Annotated in this window: 20 protein-coding genes; 8 read left to right on the plus strand and 12 right to left on the minus strand. The window is 67.2% G+C overall.

All coding sequences use genetic code 11. The annotated features are described in order from the left end of the window. Positions 1–80: 80 nt before the first annotated feature. Genes ugpB through AC07O0_RS16645 form a run of 6 tightly spaced genes read left to right on the plus strand, consistent with a single transcriptional unit; the run spans position 81 to position 5,559 of the window. A complete protein-coding gene (gene ugpB, locus AC07O0_RS16620; protein ID WP_494624791.1) occupies positions 81–1,397 on the plus strand; it encodes a sn-glycerol-3-phosphate ABC transporter substrate-binding protein UgpB in 1,317 nt (438 codons plus the stop codon). 60 nt (positions 1,398–1,457) lie between these two features. Next, entirely contained in the window at positions 1,458–2,339 is an 882-nt protein-coding gene (gene ugpA, locus AC07O0_RS16625; protein ID WP_494624792.1) for a sn-glycerol-3-phosphate ABC transporter permease UgpA, read from the plus strand. Next, on the plus strand, positions 2,339–2,869 hold the full coding sequence (locus AC07O0_RS16630) for a hypothetical protein (RefSeq protein WP_494624793.1): 531 nt from the start codon (positions 2,339–2,341) through the stop codon (positions 2,867–2,869). Before ugpA ends, AC07O0_RS16630 begins: the two co-directional genes overlap by 1 nt. Then, positions 2,866–3,624, plus strand: coding sequence for a creatininase family protein (locus AC07O0_RS16635; protein WP_494624794.1), 759 nt, complete (start codon positions 2,866–2,868; stop codon positions 3,622–3,624). The genes AC07O0_RS16630 and AC07O0_RS16635 overlap by 4 nt, the downstream gene beginning before the upstream one ends. Next, entirely contained in the window at positions 3,624–4,472 is an 849-nt protein-coding gene (ugpE, locus tag AC07O0_RS16640) for a sn-glycerol-3-phosphate ABC transporter permease UgpE (protein ID WP_092158190.1), read from the plus strand. Before AC07O0_RS16635 ends, ugpE begins: the two co-directional genes overlap by 1 nt. Before the next feature lie 7 nt (positions 4,473–4,479). Beyond that, on the plus strand, positions 4,480–5,559 hold the full coding sequence (locus AC07O0_RS16645; RefSeq protein ID WP_494624795.1) for a sn-glycerol-3-phosphate import ATP-binding protein UgpC: 1,080 nt from the start codon (positions 4,480–4,482) through the stop codon (positions 5,557–5,559). 197 nt (positions 5,560–5,756) lie between these two features. Here AC07O0_RS16645 and AC07O0_RS16650 read toward each other — a convergent pair whose 3' ends face one another. The 5 genes from AC07O0_RS16650 to AC07O0_RS16670 all read right to left on the minus strand — a co-directional run bounded on the left by AC07O0_RS16650 (position 5,757) and on the right by AC07O0_RS16670 (position 11,465). Beyond that, a complete protein-coding gene (locus AC07O0_RS16650) occupies positions 5,757–6,395 on the minus strand; it encodes a thioredoxin family protein (RefSeq protein ID WP_494624796.1) in 639 nt (212 codons plus the stop codon). Positions 6,396–6,435: 40 nt separating this feature from the next. After that, a complete protein-coding gene (locus AC07O0_RS16655; protein ID WP_494624797.1) occupies positions 6,436–8,598 on the minus strand; it encodes a protein-disulfide reductase DsbD family protein in 2,163 nt (720 codons plus the stop codon). An 81-nt stretch (positions 8,599–8,679) separates the two neighbouring features. After that, positions 8,680–9,735, minus strand: a complete 1,056-nt coding sequence (gene rfbB, locus AC07O0_RS16660) for a dTDP-glucose 4,6-dehydratase (protein ID WP_494624798.1) — start codon at positions 9,733–9,735, stop codon at positions 8,680–8,682. After that, positions 9,732–10,310: a dTDP-4-dehydrorhamnose 3,5-epimerase gene (gene rfbC / locus AC07O0_RS16665; RefSeq protein ID WP_494624799.1), complete on the minus strand. Its 579-nt coding sequence runs from the start codon at positions 10,308–10,310 to the stop codon at positions 9,732–9,734. Before rfbC ends, rfbB begins: the two co-directional genes overlap by 4 nt. Positions 10,311–10,343: 33 nt before the next feature. After that, positions 10,344–11,465: an anhydro-N-acetylmuramic acid kinase gene (locus AC07O0_RS16670; RefSeq protein WP_494624800.1), complete on the minus strand. Its 1,122-nt coding sequence runs from the start codon at positions 11,463–11,465 to the stop codon at positions 10,344–10,346. A 120-nt stretch (positions 11,466–11,585) separates the two neighbouring features. Here AC07O0_RS16670 and AC07O0_RS16675 point away from each other — a divergent pair, with 120 nt between their 5' ends. Continuing rightward, positions 11,586–11,963, plus strand: coding sequence for a hypothetical protein (locus AC07O0_RS16675; RefSeq protein ID WP_494624801.1), 378 nt, complete (start codon positions 11,586–11,588; stop codon positions 11,961–11,963). A gap of 2 nt (positions 11,964–11,965) precedes the next feature. Here AC07O0_RS16675 and AC07O0_RS16680 read toward each other — a convergent pair whose 3' ends face one another. The 3 genes from AC07O0_RS16680 to AC07O0_RS16690 form a co-directional block, all read right to left on the minus strand. Continuing rightward, positions 11,966–12,187 (minus strand): hypothetical protein, encoded by a 222-nt coding sequence (locus tag AC07O0_RS16680; RefSeq protein ID WP_494624802.1) that lies wholly within the window; start codon positions 12,185–12,187, stop codon positions 11,966–11,968. 86 nt (positions 12,188–12,273) lie between these two features. Next, positions 12,274–13,857: an ABC transporter substrate-binding protein gene (locus AC07O0_RS16685; RefSeq protein ID WP_494624803.1), complete on the minus strand. Its 1,584-nt coding sequence runs from the start codon at positions 13,855–13,857 to the stop codon at positions 12,274–12,276. Then, a complete protein-coding gene (locus AC07O0_RS16690) occupies positions 13,854–15,377 on the minus strand; it encodes a serine hydrolase domain-containing protein (RefSeq protein ID WP_494624804.1) in 1,524 nt (507 codons plus the stop codon). Before AC07O0_RS16690 ends, AC07O0_RS16685 begins: the two co-directional genes overlap by 4 nt. Positions 15,378–15,599: 222 nt before the next feature. Between AC07O0_RS16690 and AC07O0_RS16695 the strand changes: the two genes are divergently transcribed. Continuing rightward, positions 15,600–15,923 carry a hypothetical protein gene (locus AC07O0_RS16695; RefSeq protein WP_494624805.1) on the plus strand — a complete coding sequence of 108 codons (324 nt, stop codon included), beginning with the start codon at positions 15,600–15,602 and terminating at the stop codon, positions 15,921–15,923. Positions 15,924–15,935: 12 nt separating this feature from the next. On the opposite strand, the gene AC07O0_RS16700 is transcribed toward AC07O0_RS16695, so the two are convergent. From AC07O0_RS16700 to AC07O0_RS16715, 4 genes are all read right to left on the minus strand, one after another. Then, positions 15,936–17,222 carry a four-carbon acid sugar kinase family protein gene (locus tag AC07O0_RS16700; protein WP_494624806.1) on the minus strand — a complete coding sequence of 429 codons (1,287 nt, stop codon included), beginning with the start codon at positions 17,220–17,222 and terminating at the stop codon, positions 15,936–15,938. 2 nt (positions 17,223–17,224) lie between these two features. Next, entirely contained in the window at positions 17,225–18,505 is a 1,281-nt protein-coding gene (locus AC07O0_RS16705) for a ribulose-bisphosphate carboxylase large subunit family protein (protein WP_494624807.1), read from the minus strand. A gap of 124 nt (positions 18,506–18,629) precedes the next feature. Further along, complete coding sequence (locus tag AC07O0_RS16710; RefSeq protein WP_494624808.1) at positions 18,630–19,169, minus strand: VOC family protein; 540 nt, start codon at positions 19,167–19,169, stop codon at positions 18,630–18,632. Positions 19,170–19,191: 22 nt separating this feature from the next. Beyond that, on the minus strand, positions 19,192–21,069 hold the full coding sequence (locus tag AC07O0_RS16715) for a TRAP transporter large permease (protein ID WP_494624809.1): 1,878 nt from the start codon (positions 21,067–21,069) through the stop codon (positions 19,192–19,194). Positions 21,070–21,080 lie beyond the last annotated feature (11 nt).

The following is a 21,080-nucleotide window of genomic DNA, read 5'->3' on the forward strand; positions in this document are numbered from 1 at the left end:
CTGTCGCCCCGGCTTCATGCTAGCTTGCGCACCAACGACAAGAACGCCCGCGCGTATCGGGGGCTGAGAGGGAGCTGATCATGACCTTCAAATTCAAGACCCTGACCGCGGCCGGCGTGTTCGCACTCGCCGCTGCTTCGCCGGCTATGGCGCAGACCGAAATCCAGTGGTGGCACGCCATGACCGGCGCCAACAACGACGTCGTCGTCAAGCTGGCCGAGGAGTTCAACGCCTCGCAGAAGGACTACAAGGTCGTCGTCGCCTATAAGGGTTCCTACCCGGACACGCTGAACGCCGGCATCGCCGCCTTCCGCGCCGGCAACGCCCCGCACATCATGCAGGTCTTCGAGGTCGGCACCGCGACGATGATGTCGGCCAAGGGCGCGATCAAGCCGGTCGCCGACGTGATGAAGGACGCGGGCGAGAAGTTCGATCCCAAGAGCTATCTGCCGGCGATCACCGGCTACTATTCGACGACGAAGGGCGAGATGCTCTCCTTCCCGTTCAACTCGTCCTCGATGGTGATGTGGTACAACAAGGACGCGCTGAAGAAGGCCGGCCTGCCGGAAGCCCCGCCGAAGACCTGGCCCGAAGTGTTCGAGGCCGCCAAGAAACTGAAGGCCGCCGGCTTCGACAAGTGCGGTTTCTCGACCGCCTGGACCACCTGGGCCAATATCGAGCAGCTCGGCGCCTGGCACAACGTGCCGGTCGGCACCAAGGCCAACGGCTTCGATGGCTTCGACACCGAGTTCCGCATCAACAGCGATCTCTTCGTCAAGCACCTGACAAACCTCGCCAACCTGCAGAAGGAAGGCGTGTTCTCCTATTCCGGCCGCACCAACACCGGCGAGGGCCGCTTCACCTCGGGCGAGTGCCCGCTCTTCCTGACCTCCTCGGCCTTCTTCGGCAACGTCAAGGCCAACGCCAAGTTCGACTGGTCGAATGCGCCGATGCCGTATTATCCGGATGTCGCCGGCGCCCCGCAGAACTCGATCATCGGCGGTGCCTCGCTCTGGGTCATGGGCGGCAAGAAGGCTGACGAGTACAAGGGCGTCGCCAAGTTCTTCACCTTCCTGTCCGACGTCGACCGGCAGGTGAAACTGCACACCGAGTCGGGCTATCTGCCGATCACCAAGGCGGCCTATGAGAAGGTCAAGGCTTCGGGCTTCTACAAGCAGAACCCCTATCTCGAGACCCCGCTGCTCGAGCTCAACAATAAGGAACCGACCGACAACTCCCGCGGCGTCCGCTTCGGCGGCCTGGTCCAGATCCGCGACATCTGGTCGGAGGAGATCGAGGCGGCCCTGAACGGCCAGAAGACGCCGAAGGCGGCGCTCGATGCGGCCAATGACCGTGGCAACCAGGCGCTGCGCCAATTCGAGCGCACCGCCAAGTGAAACAAGAATGATCGAAGGCCGGGACCATAATCCCGGCCTTCCTTGCTGCCGGGCTGGCCGATGCAGAAATACGCTCACTTCAAGGGGCTGACGATCCCGCTGTTGCTGCTCCTGCCGCAGCTCACGATCACGGTCGTCTTCTTCTACTGGCCGGCGAGCCAGGCGGTCTGGCAGAGCTTCCTGCTGCAGGACGCCTTCGGCATATCGACCGAGTTCGTCTGGTTCGAGAACTATCGCGACCTGTTCTCCAAGCCCGAATACTACAAGGCGCTGATCAACACCGGCATCTTCTCGGTCTTCGTCGCGCTGCTCTCGCTCTCGCTGGCGCTGCTCTTTGCGGTGATGGCGGACCGCGCCATCCGCGGTGCCGAGATCTACAAGACGCTGCTGATCTGGCCTTATGCCGTCGCGCCCGCCATCGCCGGCGTGCTTTGGATCTTCATGTTCGATCCCTCCCTCGGCATGCTGGCGCGTGGACTGCAAAGCCTGGGCATCGCCTGGAATCCGCGCCTCAACGGCAATGATGCGATGACGCTGGTCATCCTCGCCGCGACCTGGAAGCAGATCTCCTATAATTTCCTGTTCTTCCTCGCCGGCCTGCAGTCGATCCCGAAGAGCGTGATCGAGGCGGCGGTGATCGACGGCGCCCGGCCGATGCGGCGCTTCTGGACCATCGTCTTCCCGCTGCTTTCGCCGACGACCTTCTTCCTGCTCGTCGTCAACCTCGTCTACGTCTTCTTCGACACCTTCGGCATCATCGACACGGTCAGTGGCGGCGGCCCTTCGGGCGCGACCGAGACGCTGGTCTACAAGGTTTATTCGGACGGCAAGGGCGGCACCAATCTTGGCGGCTCGGCGGCACAGTCGGTGATCTTGCTCGCCATGGTCATCGCCATGACCGCCTTCCAGTTCCGCTTCATCGAGCGGAAGGTGAACTATTGATGCGGTGGGGCCGTCGCCTTGGCTTCGCGGCGCTCGCGGGCTTCTGCCTCGTACCAACCCTGGCGTCAGCGCAGGGCCGGATGATCGACGCCTGGAAGGGTGTGGTGCTCAATTGCGGCCCGGGCACGGAGCTGGCCTGGGCCGATCGCATCTGCAAGCTGCTGATTGGCGAGATGCGCAAGCAGGCCGATGCCGCGAAGATCGCCTTCGTCGCGGTGCCGACCCCCTCCGACGACGTGACGCTCGACCGCCGCGCCTCCGAAGAGGGGCTCGATATCTTCAGCATCATCCACGTCCGCTTCGGCGTCTCGCAGCCGACAGGCAGCCTGAAGAACCGCGACCTCACTCTCGTCCTGCGGTCCTTGAGCGCCGGCTCGCTGTTCGAGATGCGCAAGGACGGACCCTACAAGCTGCTGAGCTACACGCCGATGATCTCGATCAACGAGGGCGAGGCCGCCGCCCGGGCGCCCTGGGTGGCGCAGACGCTGGCGGAGCTGTTCTTCGTCCCGATGCTGAAGGCGCGGCCATGACCTCGGTGCTCTGGCAGGATCTCACCGCCGAGGAACTGCGCGAGAAGGCGGCCAGGGACGCCGTCGTCGTGCTGCCGGTCGCCTCGATGGAGCAGCATGGCCCGCATCTGCCGGTTGGCGTCGACACCATCCTGTGCGGCGGCGTCTGCAAGCTCGCGGCCGAGCGTGCCGAAGGTGTCGAGGTGGTCGTCGCGCCGACCTTGTGGTGCGGCATGGCCGAGCATCACATGGCCTTCGGCGGCACTTTCACCTTCGACATCCCGACCTATCGCGCCATGCTGCTGGCCCTGCTGAAGAGCCTCGAGCGCCACGGCTTCCACCGTGTCGTCATCGTCAACGGCCATGGCGGCAACATCGCCGCGCTCGCGGCCTTCCTGCCGGACTTCGCCCGCGAGACCTCGCTCCAGATCCGCGCCACCACCTATTTCCTGCTGGCGCAGGAGGCGATGGCGCCGTTCATGGACGATCAGGTCAGCGTGCTGCATGCCTGCGAGGTCGAGACCTCGATGATGATGGTGCTGGCGCCGGAGACAGTCAGGCAGGAGCGGTTGCCGGAAGCCTTCGGCATGCTCGGTGCCGACCTGACCGCACTGACCCGCCCGACAGTCGGTCGCTACCAGCCTTTCCGTCAGATGACTGAAACCGGCGTGATCGGCGATGCCCGCAAGGCGACGCCGGAGAAAGGCACGGCCTTTCTCGACGCTGCGGCGGATGCACTGGCGAAGCTTTTGAGTGACCGCGGAGGACATGGCTGATGGTCGAAGACCGCCGCCTCGGCGATGCGATCGCCTATATCATCCTGACGATCGGCGTACTCATCTGCGCCTTTCCGGTCTGGCTGACCTTCGTCGCCTCGACTTGGGACAACGCTACCATCATCAACGGGCAGTTGCCGCTCTATCCAGGGCCGCACTTCCTGGACAACTACTACCGCATCCTCTTCGTCGGCACCTCCGGCTCGACCCGTGAGCCGGTGGCGAGCATGATGCTGAACTCCTTCGTGATGGCGATGACGATCGCGATCGGGAAGATCTTCATCTCGGTGCTCTCGGCCTACGCCATCGTCTACTATCGCTTCCCGTTCCGGATGGCAGCGTTCTGGATCATCTTCGTCACGCTGATGCTCCCGGTCGAGGTCCGCATCTTCCCGACCTTCAAGATCGTCTCCGATCTCGGCATGCTCGACAGCTATCAGGGCCTCGCCGTGCCGCTGATCGCCTCGGCCACCGGCACATTGCTGTTCCGGCAGTTCTTCATGACCATCCCGGACGAATTGCTCGAAGCCTCGAAGATCGACGGCGCCGGCCCGTTCAAGTTCTTCAAGGACACGGTGCTGCCGCTCTCGCTGACGACGATCGCGGCGCTGTTCGTCATCCAGTTCATCTATGGCTGGAACCAGTATCTCTGGCCGCTGCTGATCACGACCAAGGACTCGATGCAGACCATCGTGATCGGCATTCGCAAGATGATCACCACCTCCGACGCCTTGACCGAATGGCAGCTCGCCATGGCCACCGCCATGCTCGCCATGCTGCCCCCGGTCTTCGTCGTCATCGCCATGCAGAGGCTCTTCGTGAAGGGCCTCGTCGAGACAGAAAAGTAGCCCGCCAATGGCTCAGGTCACGCTCAACAACGTCAAGAAGATCTATGCCGGCGGCGTCGAGGCGGTGAAGGGCGTCTCCTTCGACATCCCCGATGGCGGCTTCTGCGTCCTCGTCGGCCCCTCCGGCTGCGGCAAGTCGACCTTGCTGCGCATGGTCGCCGGGCTGGAGACGATCTCGGCCGGCGAGGTCGCGATCGGTCCCCGCGTCGTCAACCAGGTCGAGCCGGCCGACCGCGACATCGCCATGGTCTTCCAGAACTACGCGCTCTATCCGCATATGAGCGTCTACGACAACATGGCCTATGGCCTGCGCAACCGCGGCACGCCCAAGGACGAGATCGAGAAGCGCGTTGCCGAGGCCGCCCGCATCCTCGCGATCGAGCCCTTCCTGCAGCGCCGCCCGCGCCAGCTTTCCGGTGGCCAGCGCCAGCGCGTCGCCATGGGCCGCGCCATCGTGCGCAAGCCGCAGGTCTTCCTGTTCGACGAGCCGCTCTCCAATCTCGACGCCAAATTGCGCGTGCAGATGCGGGTCGAGATCAAGAAGCTGCAGCGCGCGCTCGGCGTCACTGCGATCTACGTCACCCATGACCAGGTCGAGGCGATGACGCTCTCCGACAAGCTGGTGGTGATGAATGGCGGCCAGGTCGAGCAGATCGGCGTGCCCTCCGAGGTCTACCGCAAGCCCGCCAGCCGTTTCGTCGCGACCTTCATCGGCTCGCCGCCGATGAACCTGCTGGCGGCCAAGGTCGACGGCGCCGGCATCATCGCGCTCGGCGATGCCCTGCTGCAGGCGCGCGACCTGCGCGAGGACTTAGCTGTAGGCACCGCGGTCGAGGTGGGCCTGCGGCCGGAGGATATCGAGATCGCCTCGGAGGGCGCGGCCGGCTCGCTGCCTTTCGATGTCGAGTTCATCGAGGAACTCGGCGCGACCCAGCTCTTCCACGGCCAGCTCGCCGGCAAGCCCTTCGTCATGCAGGCGGCGACCGGCGAGGTCGCGGCCCAGGCCGGGCGGCTCTGGATCAGCGTCGATCCGGACAAGGTCCACGTCTTCGACGCGGAGAGCGGTGTCCGGCTGGGACGGGCTTAGGGCTATCGAACCCCAACGGAGAACCCCTCTCCTGTAAGGAGAGGGGCAGGGGTGAGGTGTTCGGACTGGAAACGTTGGCCTGAATCCGACTGCGCAGTCAGGCCTCGCGGAACTGGGTGAACCACCTACACCTCACCCTACCCTCTCCTTACAGGAGAGGGTTTCCGCGCCTTTCTCGTCGATGGCGCTGCTTCGCCTCAGCTCACCGGCGCGTATTTGACCACGCAGCCATAGGCCTTGGTCGCCGGCTCCGAGACGGCCTTGCCGGCCTTGAGCTCGGCCACCGCCTGGCGGACATAGCTCTTGGCGCCGGTCAGGCTGGAGGCGCTCGACGAGGGCTTGTCGTCGATCGCGCCGGCATAGGCGAGAGTGCCCTTGGGATCGATGATGTACATATGCGGCGTCGTCTGGGCGCCATAGGCGCGGGCAAGCTGGCTCTTCGGATCGAGCAGGATCGAGGCCGGGGCGGCGTCGCGCGTCTTGCTCAGCTCCTTGGCCTTGGCCGCGTCGACATGGCCCTGCTCGCCGACGGGCGAGGAGATCACCGAGAGCCAGACGATGCCATCCTTGGCCATGTCCTTCTGCAGGGTCTGCATGGTCGCGCTGTTGTAGTGCTTCCGGACATAGGGGCAGTCATGGTTGGTCCATTCGAGGACCACCGTTTTGCCGGCATAATCCGAGAGCTTCTGCAGCTTGCCGTCGACATCGACGACCGAGAAATCGGGGGCTTTCGCGCCGGGCTTCGCTACGCTCTGTGCAAAGGCGGCGCCGGAGGCGAGGGCCAATGCGGTGGCGGCAAGGCCGGCGAGGAAGGTCTGTCGGCTCACGGCTTTCATCTTCAGTCTCCTTCTGAGGTTGAAATGTCGGGGCTTGGCTTCACTTCTGGCTTGATGCGGTCTTCACCTCTTTGCCGGCGGCGCGCTGTGCGGCGCTCACCACGGTTTCGGGCGTCAGCAATTGCGGCAGCACCTCGGCCTGCGCGCCCTTCGTTCCCGGATAGAACAGGTAGAGCGGTACGCCGGCGCGGCCGTACTCGGCCAGCGTCGCGGCGATCGTCGCATCGCGATTGGTCCAGTCGGCCTTGAGATAGGTGACGCCGAGCTTGGCGAAAGCGTCCTTCACCTCTTGCCGCGACAGCGCGACCCGGTCATTGGCGAGGCAGGTGATGCACCAGGCCGCGGTGAAATTGACGAAGACCGGCTTGCCCTGCGCCTGCAATTCCGCCACCCGCGCCGGCGACCAGACGCCTGGCGCATCCGTCCCGGACTGGGCGGTCGCCTGCGGCGCCGGCGTCGCGCTTTCGATCACGAAGGCTGAGGCCGCGCCGACGAGCAGGATGGCCGCCGCAGCCGCGACCGCGCGAAGGCCCCGGCCGCTGCCGCGCGTCACGCCGATCAGCCAGAGCGCGAAACCGGCGACCAGGATCGCGACGAGCGCGGCGAGCGCACCATTGGCACCGGCCTGCATGGTGGCGACCCAGATCAGCCAGATCGCAGTCGCGAACATCGGGAAGGCGAAGGCCTGCTTCAGGATGATCATCCAGCGGCCCGGCTTGGGCAGCAGGCGCAGCAGCCCGGGCGCGAAGGAGAGCGCAACCACCGGCGCTGCGAAGCCGAGCGCCAGCGCCATGAAGATCGACAGCGCCGCCGCGGGCGGTTGCGTCAGCGCATAGCCCATCGCCGCGCCCATGAAGGGGGCGGTGCAGGGGGTCGCGACGACGACGGCGAGCGCGCCGGTCATGAAGGCGCCGACCGGCCCGCTACGGCTGGCGAGCCCGTCGCCGACGCCCTGCAGTCTGCCGCCGATCTCGAAGGCGCCGATCAGGTTGAAGCCGATCAGCGTCATCAGCACGGCGAGCAGGATGACGAGCGGCGGCGACTGCAATTGGAAGCCCCAGCCGGCACCGAGCGCGATCACAGCCGCGGCCAGCACGAAGAAGGTCGCGAGCACGCCGGCGAGGAAGAGCAGGCCCTGCTGGCGGACCTCGCTCCGGCTCGCCTGCGCCACCTGGGCGAAGCCGAGCGCCTTGATGAATAGCACCGGCAATACGCAAGGCATCAGGTTGAGGATCAAACCACCGGCAAAAGCAAAGGCCAGCGCCAGAAAGAGCGTCAGGTCCTCTGCCGGAGGCGGCGGCAGAACGACCTTCGCGGGCGCCTGTGCCGGGGCGGCTGCGGCCTGCAGCAGGGCAGGCTCGACCTCGGCGCTGAGCGCCAAAGCGCGCCTGGTGCCGCCCTCGTCGAAGGTGAGGACGCCGTCGGTCGTCGGTGTGCCCACCTTGAAGGCAGTGGAGCGGGTGAGAGTGACCGCGCCGTTCGCGACCGGCTGCTCGGCCGCATGCTCGATCAGCGTATCCAAAACCGGGAAGAAGTGAATGTTGCTGGCACCGGCCGGCAGGCCGGGCAAGGTGAGCGCGAGCTTGTCCTCGCCCTTCGCCGTCAGCTTGGCTGTGAAGCCCGCCGGCTTCGGCAGGCCGGCACGAGCCTCATCGATGCGCGCTTCCGCAGTAGTATCGACAGAGCCGGCCGGCGCGATCGGCAGGTCGAGGCTGAAGGCGCCTTCTTCGGGAATGCAGATCTTCTCGCAGACCAGCCAGGTCGCCTTGGCCGAGAGCGTCAGCGTCTCGCCCGGCTTGGCATTGGCGGGAACCGTGATCTCGACCGGCAGCAGGACATGGTCCTCGAAGCCGAAATTGACGAGAGGCTCGACCCGGATCGCCTTTGGCGCTGGCCACTGTATCGCGCCGGCGCTGACGCCCTCCGGCAAGGTCCACTCGATCCGCGTCGCCTCGCCGGAATCGCCGGGGTTCTGCCAGTAGCTGTGCCAGCCCGGCGCCAGCTTCTGGGTAAGGGCGACCTGGAAACGCTCGCCCGGGGCGACGGCATCGCGGCTCGACAGCAAGGTGGCGGTGACGCGCGGCGAGGTCACGGCGGCGGATTCGGCGGCGAGCAGCGGCGCAGGCGCCAGCAGGGCCAGCGCCAATGAGGCGCGCTGCAACAGCCGGAATGCGGTCCGGCGCGGGAGGCTCGTCGCGATCATGCCGATCAGATGCCCGCTTCCGCGGGGAAAAGCCAATGACAAGCGGGTGATAGCGGCGCGAGGTCGCAGCTTTCAGACCAGTCAGCCGGCCCCGAGGCGTTCGCCGCGATAGACGCCGGAGCGGATCCGGCTCCACCAGTCGCGGTTCTCCAGATACCAGGTGACCGTGCTGCGCAACCCGCTTTCGAAGCTCTCCTGCGGCCGCCAGCCGAGCTCGCGCTCGATCTTGGAGGCATCGATCGCATAGCGCTGGTCGTGGCCCGGCCGGTCGGCGACGAAGCGGATCAGGCTCGCGCGCGGGCCGATCGCGGCATCGGACGCAAGCTCATCCATCAGCGCGCAGATCGCCTTGACCGCCTGAAGATTACTGCGCTCCGCCGAGCCGCCGACATTGTAGCTCTCGCCGATCCGGCCGCGCTCGGCAATCAAGGCGAGTGCCCGCGCGTGGTCCTCGACATGCAGCCAGTCGCGGACCTGGGCGCCCGAGCCGTAAACCGGCAGCTCCTTGCCCTCGAGCGCGTTGAGAATCATCAGCGGGATCAGCTTCTCGGGGAAGTGATAGGGCCCGTAATTGTTCGAGCAGTTCGAGAGCACGACCGGCAGCCCGTAAGTGTGGTGCCAGGCGCGCGCGAGATGGTCCGAGGCCGCCTTCGAGGCCGAATAGGGCGAGTTCGGCTGGTAGGGCGAGGTCTCGCTGAACAGCCCGTCCTCGCCGAGTGAGCCGAAGACCTCGTCGGTCGAGATCTGGTGGAAGCGGAAGCCTGTCTGCTCCGCCGGCGCAAGCGAGCGCCAGTGCCGCAATGCTTCCTGCAGTAGCACGAAGGAGCCGACGATGTTGGTCTCGATGAAGGCGGCGGGGCCATCGATCGAGCGGTCGACATGGCTCTCGGCGGCGAGATGCATGACGATGTCGGGCCTGAACTCGGCGAAGGCCTGCCGCATCGCCGCCGCATCGCCGATATCGGCCTGCAGGAAGGCGAGGCGCGGATCGTTCGAGACGGAGCTGAGATTGTCGCGATTGCCGGCATAGGTGAGCTTGTCGACGACCAGAACCTGGTGCGGCGTCTGCCGGATCAGATGGCGTACCACGGCCGAGCCGATGAAGCCGGCGCCACCGGTGACGAGATAGCGCTTCACGGCTGGGCCTCGTAGCGGAATGGGCTGGTGAAGCCGGCAAAGCCGGGCAGGACGGCGTCCTTGCCGGAGAGCTGCGCCTCGCCCGTTGCGATCGGCCAGTCGATCGCAAGCTCTGGGTCGTTCCAGGCGATACCGCCCTCGGTCTCAGGCGCGTAGGGGCCGTCGACCTTGTAGACGACCTCGGTGCCGGGCTCGAGCGTGCAGAAGCCATGGGCGAAGCCGCGCGGCACGAAGAGCTGCTCCGCGCCATCTGCCGTGAGCGTCGCCGCGCACCATCTGCCATAGCTCGGCGACCCCACGCGGATATCGGCGGCGACGTCGAAGACCGCGCCCCTCAGCACCCGGATCAGCTTGGCCTGCGGCGCGGGCGGTGCCTGGAAATGCAGACCGCGTACGACGCCGCGCGCTGCCGAGAGCGACTGGTTGTCCTGGACGAAGGCGGCATCGATGCCCGCGGCCGCAAAGGCCTCGGAGCTATAGGTTTCCATGAAGTAGCCGCGCGCATCGCCGAACTTCTTCGGGCGGACCAGCACGACAGCCGGAATGGCGAGGGGCTCGAAGGCGAACTTGCTCATGGCCCTCTCTAAACGTCGGGGATGACATTGCTGTCAATCTGCGTGGGCAATTTTCCCTCCTGTCATCGGCGCCGGCACGCCGGTGGTCAGCGGGAAGGAGATCGGCAGGCCGGCCTTGCGGCGCATGGCGAGGAAGGCGAAGCATTCCGCCTCGATCGCGTCGCCGCGCCAGCCGACGGCCTCGGCCGGAATCGTCTCGGTGCCGGTGCGGGCATTGAGCGCCGCCATGATCGCTGGATTGCGCCGCCCGCCGCCGCAGACGATCAGCCTTTGCGGCCTGGCCGGAAGCAGGTCGAGTCCGCGCCCGACCGCGCCGGCGGTGAAGGCGGTCAGCGTCGCCGCACCGTCTTCGAAGGAGAGGCCTTCGGCCATGGCGGCAGTGAAATCATGGCGGTCGAGCGATTTCGGATAGGGCGCGAAGAGGTAGGGGTGTTCGAGCAGGCGCGCGAGCCTCTCCTCGTCGACCGTGCCGGCGAGCGAGAAGGCGCCGTCGCGATCCATCTCGCCCTTGCCATGCTGCTTGATCCAGTCGTTCAGCGGCGCATTGCCCGGCCCGGTGTCGAAGGCCAGCACCTGGGTCGCGTCGGCGAAGGCGCTGAGATTGCCGACGCCGCCGAGATTGAGCACGGCGGTTTCCTGTCCCGCGCCGAGGCTGCGCATCAGCGCGGCGTGGTAGCTCGCGACGAGCGGCGCGCCCTGGCCGCCGGCGCGCACATCGGCGGTACGGAAATCATAGACGACATCGATGCCGAGCTTCCCAGCCATCAGCGCCCCGTCGCCGAGCTGGCGGGTGTCGCCCTGGCGTTCCCTGGTCGGGGCGCGATGCAGCACGGTCTGGCCGTGGAAGCCGATGGCCGCGACATCGCTGGCAGCGATTCCTTCCGCGGCGAGGAACTCGGCGACGGCTTCGCCTTGCGCCAGCGTCAGGGCACGTTCGGCCTCAGCGAAGATCGCCGGCTCCGGTCCCTCGAAACGCCAGCCGAGCGCTGCCTTTACGGCCTCCGCCAGCAAACCGCGAACCTCCTGGCGATAGGGCGAAAGCCGCCACGGCCCGAATTCGGCGACAACAGCACCGTCCGTGCGGATGGCGGCGATGTCGATATTGCCGTCGAGGACCGTTCCGGTCATCAGGCCGATCGCCCAGGCTGGCTGCATGCGCCGCATCTCCTCTCGCCCCGAGCGATGCCTGTCACAGGCAAGGTTCGCCCGCAATCCCGACCAGATTCTGACCCAATCTCTGCCTACGCAAAGGCGAACCTCCGCTGGAGATCGGCCATGCTGACCCGTCGCTTCGTCCTGACCGCCTGCCTCGGCCTCGTTCCGGCCGCGCCGGCGCTTGCGCAGGCGTTGAGCGGCGGGGTCGGTGCGCCGCCGCGCGCCGTGCCGCCACCGATCGAGGTTCCGCCACCCGAGGTGCCCATCGCGCCGCCGCGCCCGCCCCGGGTGCCGGCGCCGACCTATGACGAGGACGATGACTACGGCATCAGCCGACGCGATGCTGTCCGCATCGCCCGCCGTCGCGGCGTCGTCGATGTCGAGAACGTCGGTCGCCGTCGCGGCATGTGGATCGTCTCGGGCACCGACGATGAGGGCGAAGACATCCGCGTCGTCATCAATGACGAGGGCTATGTCGTCGACGTCAGGCGAGACTGAGTTCAGCCGACACGCAGCGCCGCGTCGAAGGCGTCCTGCAGCATCTGCCGGCATTGCCGGGCCTGCTCGCGGCTGGGCTCGTGCAGGATGTGCGGGGTGATGTCGGCGAGGTCGCGCAGGGCGAAGTCGATCGCCGACATGAGATCGAGCGCATCGCCGTCATGCTCGACGGCGGGCGGCTTCAAACGGAACTGCAACACCTGACCCATCAGGACCTGACCCATTACGCTCTCACGAGACTAAGAAGGCGAATCGTTCCGCCTGAGTCTCGTCCGCAATCGGTCAGGAACCGGTTAACGCCGCGTCGGCCTCACTTCTTCTCGACGTTCCAGAACAGCATCACCGGCGCGGCGAGCACGCCCGAGACGGTAGCGCGCCGGGCATAGGGCTGGTCGAACTGGCCGAGCACGCGATAGGGCTGCATCTCGGCTAGGCGCTTGTGCAGCGCCTCGACCGCGGCCTTGCGGGCGGCATCGTCGGGCGCATCGACCACGGCGCCGCGCAGCTTCTCCGCTTCGGAGTCGCAGGGCCAGCCGGCCCAGGCCTTCTCGCAGGCCATGTTGGTGCCGATATTGGTCATCGGCGACTGCATGGTCGCGCCAGAAGCATAGGTCACGAACAGGTTCCAGCCGCCCTGGTCCGGCGGGCTCTTGTTCTGCTGGCGGGTGGTGACGGTGCCCCAGTCGGAGAACTGGACGTCGACATTGACGCCGGCCTTCTTGAGCTGGGAGGCGGCGACCTCGGCCATCCGGCCGATCGCGGCGATGTCGTTGCTGGTGGTCAGCACCAGCTTCTCGCCCTTGTAGCCGGCCTCCGCCAGCAACTGCTTCGCCTTCTCCAGATCGGGCTTGGCATAGCCTTCCGTCCCGGCCTGCGTGCCATTGGGCGCTCCGCAGATGAAATAGGCGGCGCAGCGCTTCCACCATTCCTCGTCGCCGAAGCCGCCAGCCAGGAACTCGGCCTGGTCGGTGGCATAGGCCAGAGCGAGCCGCGCCTTCGGATTGTCGAAGGGCGGATGCAGGCTGTTCGGCCGCAGCATCACCTGGTTGGCGAGGTTGGAATAGCGCTCGACCTTGACGTCCTTGGCTGCGGCAACCACCGGGATCAGGTCCTGGCTCGGCTGTTCCCAGATGTCGATCTCGCCGGTCTGCAAGGCGGCTGCCGCCGTCGCCGCGTCGGGCATGATCATCCACTCGACCCGGTCGACCTTGACGACGCGCCCGCCGGCGAGCCCGTCGGCAGGCTCGGCGCGCGGCACATAGTCGGGGTTCTTGTCGTAGACGATCTTGGCGCCGCTGCGCCATTCGGCGCGGTTGAACCTGAACGGGCCGGAGCCGATCGTCTCGGTCACCGGCTTCATCGGGTCGGTCGTGGCTTCGGCCTCGCGCATGATCACCGGGATCTGGCCGACGGCCGAGCCGAGCGCGAACGGCACCAGCGCCATCGGTTTCTTCAGCTTGAGCACGAAGGTCCGCTCGTCCTTCGCCTCCATGCCGTCCGTGTACTCGCCGAGCTTGCCGCCGATCGTGTCGCGCTTCATCCAGCGTGTCAGCGAGGCGATGACGTCGCGGGTGGTCACCGGCTGGCCGTCATGGAATTTCAGGCCCGGCCGCAGCGTGAAGGTCCAGCTGAGCCCGTCCGGCGCAGTCGAGAAGCTCTCGACCATCTGCGGCTTGGGCTGGAGGTTGGCGTCCCAGGCGAACAGCGTCTCGTAGATCATCAGCCCGTGCATGCGGGTGATGACGATCGAGGCGGCGACCGGATCGAGCGTCTTGAGATCGGCATGTGGCGCGACCCGCAGCACATTCTTCGGCGCCGGCTGTGCCTCTGCGCCGGCGGCGAGCAACAGCGCGGCCGTGCCGATGAGTGTCGCGGCAAGACGGGAACGGGTCATGATTGGCCTCCCTCGATGCGTTGGAAATGTAGGATGCGCGAACGATGGCCGGCGAGCCGCAAGCTTCCGTCCGGCGGCAGCCAGAGGCAAGGCCGGTGTCGCCACGGGCCATGCCTGAGATCGGCCAGCGCCCGCCCCCCGGGCAACGGCGTCAGCCGGGTCTCACGGCCGATCGTACCGGCCCAGGGCCAGGATGCCGTACCGTCGGCGCGGATGGCGATCGCGACGCCGAGCCGGTCATCACGCCAACGCCCCACGAGGCGCTCATCGAGCGCGGTTTCGGCCGGCACCGGCAGCAGCCGGCGTGCAACGCCGCCGATCTTGCCCACTAGTGCGCCATCGGCTTCGGTCCTCAGCCTGATGTCGAGATAGGCCGGCAGGCTGCGCATTCCGCCCTCGCCATCCGAGACGAGCTTCTCATAGCCGCCCATGAAGCTGATCGCGCTGCCGGCGAATTCGGCCCAGAACGGCCCGTCTTCGGCGGCGTAGAGCCCGGTCGGAACGCGCTCGGGATCGCCCGGCAAGTCCTCGCCGAGCAGCGCCGCCAGCGTGCGCAGGGCCGGCCAGAGCGCGTCCTCCTCGCGATTGGTCAGGACAACGACGCCGACGCCCTGCTCCGGGGCCATCAGCATGTGGTTGCGGTAGCCGGTGAGCGAGCCGCCATGGCCGATGACCCGTGTAGCGCCGAGCTGCGTCGCGACCAGGCCGAGCCGGTAGAGGCTCTCGCTGCCATCCTCGAATTGGCGTGGCGCGGTGAGCCGGTCGAGCAGGCCGGCTTGGGAGCCGCGCCCGGCCATCAGGCCGGCAGCCCAGCGCGCCAGCCCCGCCGCGCTGCCGGCCATGCCGCCCGAGGCCGAGAAGTTGAAGCCGTAGAAACCGCGCCGCCAGCCCTGCCCGTCATGCCAGTAGCCGGTGGCGAGGCCGGGGACGACCTCGCTTTCGTCGGAAACGAAGCGGATCGGCAGCGCGGCCGGCGCCATCAGCTCTTCGACCAGTTGCGCCGCGCTCCTGCCGGTTCGGCGTTCGAGGATCACCTGCGCCAGGCGCCAGCCGGTGTTGGAGTACGCCATCTCCGTGCCGGGCTCAGCATTGAGCCCGGGCAGGCGGCAGGCGGAGGCGAAGATCTCGGCGGCGCTGAGATTCGCGGTGAAAGGCGTGCCCTGCTGCCAGAGCGCCTCCATCATGTCCGGCAGCGCGCCGGTCATGTCGAGCGCCCGGCCGAGCGGCACTGTGCCCAGCGCTTCCGGCAGCTCCGGGATGAAGCTGCCGGGGGTTTCCTCCAGCGGCACGCCTTCGCGCAGCAGCAGGGCCGCGCAGATATGCTTGCTGATCGAGGCCAGCCGGTTCTGCGTATCGGCGGTGAAGGGCAGGCGATGTTCGATCACGGCAAAGCCGCCGCTCGCACTCTCGCGCACGCCGTCGCGGTCGAACAGCACGATGGCGCCGCCCGGCCCGCCTTGCCGCGTCCAGGGCTCGGCGATCGCCTGTGCCTCGGCGCGCCCCTTCGTCCAGTCGACCATGCGCTTCTTGTCTCCGGCGTCCGTCCCGGATGGAACTGTCGCGGATAAAGGGGCGGCTAGGCAATCCTCCCGGCCATGCGTCGGAAGCCGACCTACTCGTCATGAAAGCGGCACAATCACTGGTCGATCCTGCCGCCGCGCACGCGGCGGTGCGCTGGACCGCAGCCCGGACCTGTCGGAGACTGCGGATTTGATGAAGCGATATTGAGGAGGCGGATTGGGATGAGACGCGCATTCATCGTGGCCGGTGCTATCGGCCTCGCCGGTATCGCGGCGGGTTGCTCGCAGCCGCAACGCTTCGGCGCCCCGCCTCCCGGCCTGGCACCCAGTCCTGCGCCCGGCGCCACCGTGATGACCAAGCGCATTGTCAGCGACGGTGCCGGTGGCCTTCAGCTGCCCGATGGGACGCGCGTCCAGACCGATCAGAACGGCGGCTTCAGCCTGCCCAATGGCGCCTATGTCCGGCGTGACCGCTCCGGCGCGCTCAACCTGCCGAACGGCTCACGCTGCGTGCCCGACAATCAGGGGGGCTTCGTCTGCCCGTAAGCGCGGACCGGCTCAAGCTGTCTCGGCGACGCGATTGAAGAAGTCGGGCGTGCCCATCTGGCCGCCCTTGAGCACGATATCGAGGCCGTCCAAGCGGGGATCGTCGCTATGGGCGCGGCAGAGCGGCGCGCCCGGCGTGCAGGGCGAGCGATACGACAGGCCCCAGAGGTCGAGCGCGCGGATCGCCAGCGTCGAGGTGTCGCCGCCGGCGACGACCAGCCGCGCGACCTTCGCCTCGTTCATGATCGCGCGCAGCAACGCCCCAGTGGCGGCGGCGACCTTGCCGGTTTCGGCTGGTGCATTGGCCGGCTTGTCGGTGATCAGCATGACATTGCATTCGGCGAGGCGAGCGAGCGCCTCGGCGCGTAGTGCGTCGAGGTAAGCGGGCTCGTTGGTCAGTTGCGCCGGGTCGATCGCGATCCGGTCATAGCCCTCGGCGAGCTCGACCTGAGTGCGGGTCACTGGCGACAGGCTGCCGACCAGGGCGAGCAGGTTGCCGCCGGAACCGGCTCGCACGAGCTTCGGCATTGCCGGCTGTGCAGTCTGCGGGAAGCCGGCGAAAGCCTGCGCCACCGAGCTCGCGCCGATCGCGAGCATCGGGCCCGCGCTCAGCCGCTCGCGCAGCAGAACGCCGATCGCCGTGAGATCCGACGGGCGCGAGACATCGAAGAGCACGGCCTGAGGCTCTCCAGCCAGCGCTGCATCGAGCGCCTGTCCGGCTCCATCACCCTCATGGCTCCGATAATCGACGAGCGCGACGCACTCCAGCCCCTGCGCCGCCAAATGCCGGCGTAGGTCAGCCTCGCCCATCGGCGTCACCGGGTGGACGCTCATGGTCGGGTGCCGGTCGATGCGGTGGACCGCGCCGCCGGCTCCGGCCGCGGCGAAGAGAGTGCCGAACAGGCAGTAGCGCCCGAGATTGGGCTGACCGCCGATCACCGGCAGCAGCGGGTTCGGGAAATGCGGCCGCAAGGCGCGCGCCGCCGCACCGAGGCTGCCGACCGCAGGGGCGCTGTCGAAGGTCGAGCAGCACTTGTAGTGCAGCAGGCCGATCCCGAGCGCGGCGAAGAAGCGCCCGGCTTCGTCCAGCTCTCGCGCCATCGCCTCCGGCGCCATCGCCCGCGTCGCGCCGGCGATGCCGACTGCGTCGAGCGCACCGGCACTGGCGAGCTGCTGGGATGTCGGAATGCGCAGGAAGAGCAGAGCGCGCTGTCCGGCTTCCGCCAATGTCGCGAGCGTATCGGTCGCGCCGGTGAAGTCGTCGCCATACCAGCCGTAGCGTGGGCCTGCCTCAGCCATGCTCAGCCGCCGCCCTTGCCGAAGAAGGCGAGCGCCTGCGCGAGCTCGTTCTGGCTCTTCGCCGCGTCGCTCAGCGGCACGCCGGCCGCGACCGCCTGCCAGGCCTGGCGGATGCTGGCGACGCCGGCCGCCGGGCCGCCGGGATGGGCGAGAATGCCGCCGCCGGCCATGAACAGCAGGTCGTCATGGCCGAGCGCATCCCAGGTCGGCTGCGCCGTGCCGGCCCATTGCCCGGAGGAGAAGGCCGGCAGGACGCGGTCGTCGATGCCATCGGTGAGCGGCGTGACGCAGTTTTTCGCGGAGGTCACGACTTCCTCGTCCTCCTGCGCGAACTTGCCCTGCAAGCCATGCACATGCATGTGGTCGACGCCGGCGAGCCGCCAGAGGGTTTGGTAGGCCTGGAAGCCGATGCCGAGCAAAGGATGGCGCGAGAGCGCGCCAAAACCGTTGCGGTGGCCGTGCAGAGCGAGGCTGGTCGAGCGGCGCAGAGTCTCGACCGCCGAGAAGCCGCACCAGTTCAGGCTGACCATGACGCAGGTGCCGCCCTCACGCTCGACCAGCTCGGCATGGCGGCGCATCTGGTCGGTTTCGGCGGTGATGTTGAAGGCGACCATCACCGCCTTGCCGGTGCGGTCCTGATGGCGGCGCACCGCGGCCATCACCGCCGGCACGCGCTGGGCCAGCGGCGCATGCACCGGATCGGCGCAGATCTCGTCATCCTTGATGAAGTCGAGCCCGGCGGCGCAGAGTTTGCCGACCAGCTCGGCGGTCTCATAGGGGCGCAGGCCGACATTGGGCTTGATGATCGAGCCGATCATCGGCCCCTGTATGACGCCAGTCGCCCGGCGGGTGCCGGCGATGCCGCGCGTCGGCAGCGGGAAGAGGCGGCGATAGGCCGTCGGCAGGGCCATGCTCTCTAGGCGCAGGCCCGTGACCTCGCCGAGATCGAACAGGTTGCCGGCGACGATCGAGGCCAGCGTCGGCAGATTGGCGCCGACATTGTCGACCGGGAAGGAGAGCGTGATCCGGGCACGGCGCCATGGTCCGCTGACGCCTTTCCGTGCCAGCCAGGCATTGGGCAGGCTCGGCTCGGCAGCGCTACCGAGGTCCTCGACCGCGATGACGACGGCGCGGGTTCGGTCGCGCAATTCGTCGGTCTCGCCGGCGACGCGGGTGAAGGTGCCGCTCGACTGCTCGCCGGCCATGACGTCCGCGACCTTGCGTGGATCGAGCGGCGTCTCGATCAGATAGGTGGCTGTGAAGCGGTCAGTCGCCATGGTCATGTTCCGAAGTCGTCGCTCCCGTCATTGCGAGCGTAGCGAAGCAATCCAGGAGGTCTCGCGCAATCCTTCTGGATTGCTTTGTCGGCTTCGCCTCCTCGCAATGACCGAAGGTCGCCATGATCGCTCAGAGCTTGCTGAGATCGGGGAACGGACGCACCGGGTCCTTGCCGTCCCAGTTCTCGCCCGCCTCGCGGATCAGCCGGAACATCTCGCCCTTGGGGCCGGCGACCTCGGACAACTCGATCACCGTGCCGGGATGGTAATGCGTGTCGAAATAGATGAAGCGGCCGCGCTCGCCGACCTCGCCCGACATCACCGGCTTGAAGCCTTCGGCGAGGAGCCGCTCGAGGTCGGCATCATAGTCCGAGGTCCAGTAGGCGACATGCTGCAGGCCGGAATGCCCGGCATCGGTGAAGTCCTTGTACATGGACGGCACGGCGTTGCGGCACTGGATCAGTTCGATCTGCAGCGGGCCGGAATTGGCGAGCGCCACTGAATTATGCGGCTCATAGGCCTCGCCTTTGTAGCGATAGTTCCGGATCGGGACTTTTGGATTGTAGAAAAATGGGCCAACGCCGAGCACCCGGCTCCAATAGTCCATCGCCGCCTCGATATCGGGGACGACATAGCCGGCCTGACGGATCTGGCCAAAATGACGGCTCATGGGTGCTTTCCTGCGAAGATGCCTAGAGGAAGCCGATGGAGAACCACGGCACGGCGGCGACGACGACGAGGCCAACCAGAAGGGCGGCGACATAGGCCCAGATGTATTTCAGGCCCTCGTCGGGATTGATCTTCGAGATCGCGCAGGCGCCGTAATAGCCGACGCCGAAGGGCGGGGCGAAAAGCCCGATGCCCATCGCGAAGATCACGACCATGGCGTAGTGCACCTCGTGCACGCCGATCTGCTTAGCGATCGGGAAGAGCAGCGGTCCGAACAGCACGATCGCCGGGATGCCCTCGAGCACGCTGCCGAGGATGACGAAGGCGACGATCGAGATGGTGAGGAAGCCCCAGGTACCGCCGGGCACCGCCGCCATGATCCTGGCGAGGTCCTGCGAGAAGCCCGATTGCGTCAGCCCCCAGGCCATCGCCGTGGCGCAGCCGATGATGAAGATGATCGCGCCGGTGAGCGATGCCGTGTCGACCAGCATGCGCTTGAGCCGGCGCCAGTCGAATTGCCGGTAGATCAGGATGCCGGCCAGCACCGCATAGGCGATGCCGATGGTCGAGACCTCGGTCGCGGTGGCGACGCCCTCGACGACGGCGGCGCGGATGACGAAGGGTAGCGCGATCGCGGGTGCCGCGATCAGGCAGAGCTTGCCGATCTCGCGCTTCGAATATTTGGTGACGTGGCTGAGATCCTCGCCTCGGTTGCGCCACCAGACGACGAAGCAGAGCGCGATGCCGAGCACGACCGCAGGCAGCATGCCGCCGGTGAACAGCGCCGCGATCGAGACGCCGGTGACCGAGCCGATGGTGATCAGCACGATCGAGGGCGGGATCGTCTCGGTCTGAGCGCCCGTCGCCGAGAGCAGCGCGACGAGGTCGCCGGGCTTGGCGCCGCGCTTCTGCATCTCCGGGAACAGCACCGGGGCGATCGCCGCCATGTCGGCGATCTTCGAGCCGGAAATACCGGAGACCAGATACATCGCGCCGACCAGCACATAGGACAGGCCGCCACGGACATGGCCGAGCAGCGAGGCCAGGAACTGGATCATGGCGCGCGCCATGCCGGTCATCTCGATCAGCGCGCCGAGGAAGATGAACAGCGGCACGGCGAGCAGGATGAGATGGCTCATGCCCTCGTCGAGCCGGCCGACCATCACGACCATGGGCGTCGAGGTCGTCAGCGAGAGATAGCCGAAGGTGGCGAGCGCGAAGGAGAAGGCGATCGGCACCCCGGCGAAGACGTTAGCCGCGACGACGCCGACGAAGAAGATCACCAGATTGAGCTTGCCGAGCGGCTTCAGCGCCGGGCCGAGCAGCCAGAACAGGATGACGAGCGCCACCGTGATCCCGACCGCGAGCGCGACGGTCTTCCAGGCACCGAAGCGCAGCAGCCGGCAGAAGGCGGCGAACAGCATCAGCACGATGCCGATCGGCAGCGCCGCGGCGCGCCAGGAATTGGCGATCTCCAGCGCTGGCGTGACGATGAAGCGCTCATCCTCGGCGTATTCGAGCGCGTCCGGCAGGATCATCACCAGGAAGGCGATCGCGGCGGTGATGGCGAGCGCCTCCAGCAGGAGGCGCGCCTGTGGCCCGACGCGGGTGACGAGCCCGGTCATGCGCATGTGCTCGCCACGGCGCAGCGCCACCACCGCGCCGAGCATGGAGAGCCACAGGAACAGGATCGAGGCGAGCTCGTCCGACCAGACCAAAGGTGCGTGGAAGGCATAGCGGGCGGTGACGCCCGCTCCGAGGATGATGATCTCGGCGAGGACGAGCACGGCCGCGACGAGCTCGACCACCGTGCCGACGGCACGATCGAGCCTGTCGGCGAGGCGACCGAGGCCGGTCGCCGGCATGGCCGGCGATGGCAGGGTGACGGCGTGAACGTCCATGGCGTGTCCTC

This window comes from Allobosea sp. GW821-FHT10B12, assembly GCF_059415545.1.

What these genes read in the sequence shown, in the direction of transcription:
- AC07O0_RS16710 (WP_494624808.1), bottom strand. Translation starts at nt 19,169, where the DNA reads ATGAGCCGTCATTTTGGCCAGATCCGTCAGGCCGGCTATGTCGTCCCC.
- AC07O0_RS16695 (WP_494624805.1), top strand. Translation starts at nt 15,600, where the DNA reads ATGAGACGCGCATTCATCGTGGCCGGTGCTATCGGCCTCGCCGGTATC.
- AC07O0_RS16715 (WP_494624809.1), bottom strand. Translation starts at nt 21,069, where the DNA reads ATGGACGTTCACGCCGTCACCCTGCCATCGCCGGCCATGCCGGCGACC.
- AC07O0_RS16705 (WP_494624807.1), bottom strand. Translation starts at nt 18,505, where the DNA reads ATGACCATGGCGACTGACCGCTTCACAGCCACCTATCTGATCGAGACG.
- AC07O0_RS16675 (WP_494624801.1), top strand. Translation starts at nt 11,586, where the DNA reads ATGCTGACCCGTCGCTTCGTCCTGACCGCCTGCCTCGGCCTCGTTCCG.
- rfbC (WP_494624799.1), bottom strand. Translation starts at nt 10,310, where the DNA reads ATGAGCAAGTTCGCCTTCGAGCCCCTCGCCATTCCGGCTGTCGTGCTG.
- AC07O0_RS16655 (WP_494624797.1), bottom strand. Translation starts at nt 8,598, where the DNA reads ATGATCGCGACGAGCCTCCCGCGCCGGACCGCATTCCGGCTGTTGCAG.
- AC07O0_RS16685 (WP_494624803.1), bottom strand. Translation starts at nt 13,857, where the DNA reads ATGACCCGTTCCCGTCTTGCCGCGACACTCATCGGCACGGCCGCGCTG.
- AC07O0_RS16680 (WP_494624802.1), bottom strand. Translation starts at nt 12,187, where the DNA reads ATGGGTCAGGTCCTGATGGGTCAGGTGTTGCAGTTCCGTTTGAAGCCG.
- ugpB (WP_494624791.1), top strand. Translation starts at nt 81, where the DNA reads ATGACCTTCAAATTCAAGACCCTGACCGCGGCCGGCGTGTTCGCACTC.
- AC07O0_RS16700 (WP_494624806.1), bottom strand. Translation starts at nt 17,222, where the DNA reads ATGGCTGAGGCAGGCCCACGCTACGGCTGGTATGGCGACGACTTCACC.
- AC07O0_RS16690 (WP_494624804.1), bottom strand. Translation starts at nt 15,377, where the DNA reads ATGGTCGACTGGACGAAGGGGCGCGCCGAGGCACAGGCGATCGCCGAG.
- ugpA (WP_494624792.1), top strand. Translation starts at nt 1,458, where the DNA reads ATGCAGAAATACGCTCACTTCAAGGGGCTGACGATCCCGCTGTTGCTG.
- AC07O0_RS16645 (WP_494624795.1), top strand. Translation starts at nt 4,480, where the DNA reads ATGGCTCAGGTCACGCTCAACAACGTCAAGAAGATCTATGCCGGCGGC.
- AC07O0_RS16670 (WP_494624800.1), bottom strand. Translation starts at nt 11,465, where the DNA reads ATGCAGCCAGCCTGGGCGATCGGCCTGATGACCGGAACGGTCCTCGAC.
- AC07O0_RS16630 (WP_494624793.1), top strand. Translation starts at nt 2,339, where the DNA reads ATGCGGTGGGGCCGTCGCCTTGGCTTCGCGGCGCTCGCGGGCTTCTGC.
- AC07O0_RS16650 (WP_494624796.1), bottom strand. Translation starts at nt 6,395, where the DNA reads ATGAAAGCCGTGAGCCGACAGACCTTCCTCGCCGGCCTTGCCGCCACC.
- AC07O0_RS16635 (WP_494624794.1), top strand. Translation starts at nt 2,866, where the DNA reads ATGACCTCGGTGCTCTGGCAGGATCTCACCGCCGAGGAACTGCGCGAG.
- ugpE (WP_092158190.1), top strand. Translation starts at nt 3,624, where the DNA reads ATGGTCGAAGACCGCCGCCTCGGCGATGCGATCGCCTATATCATCCTG.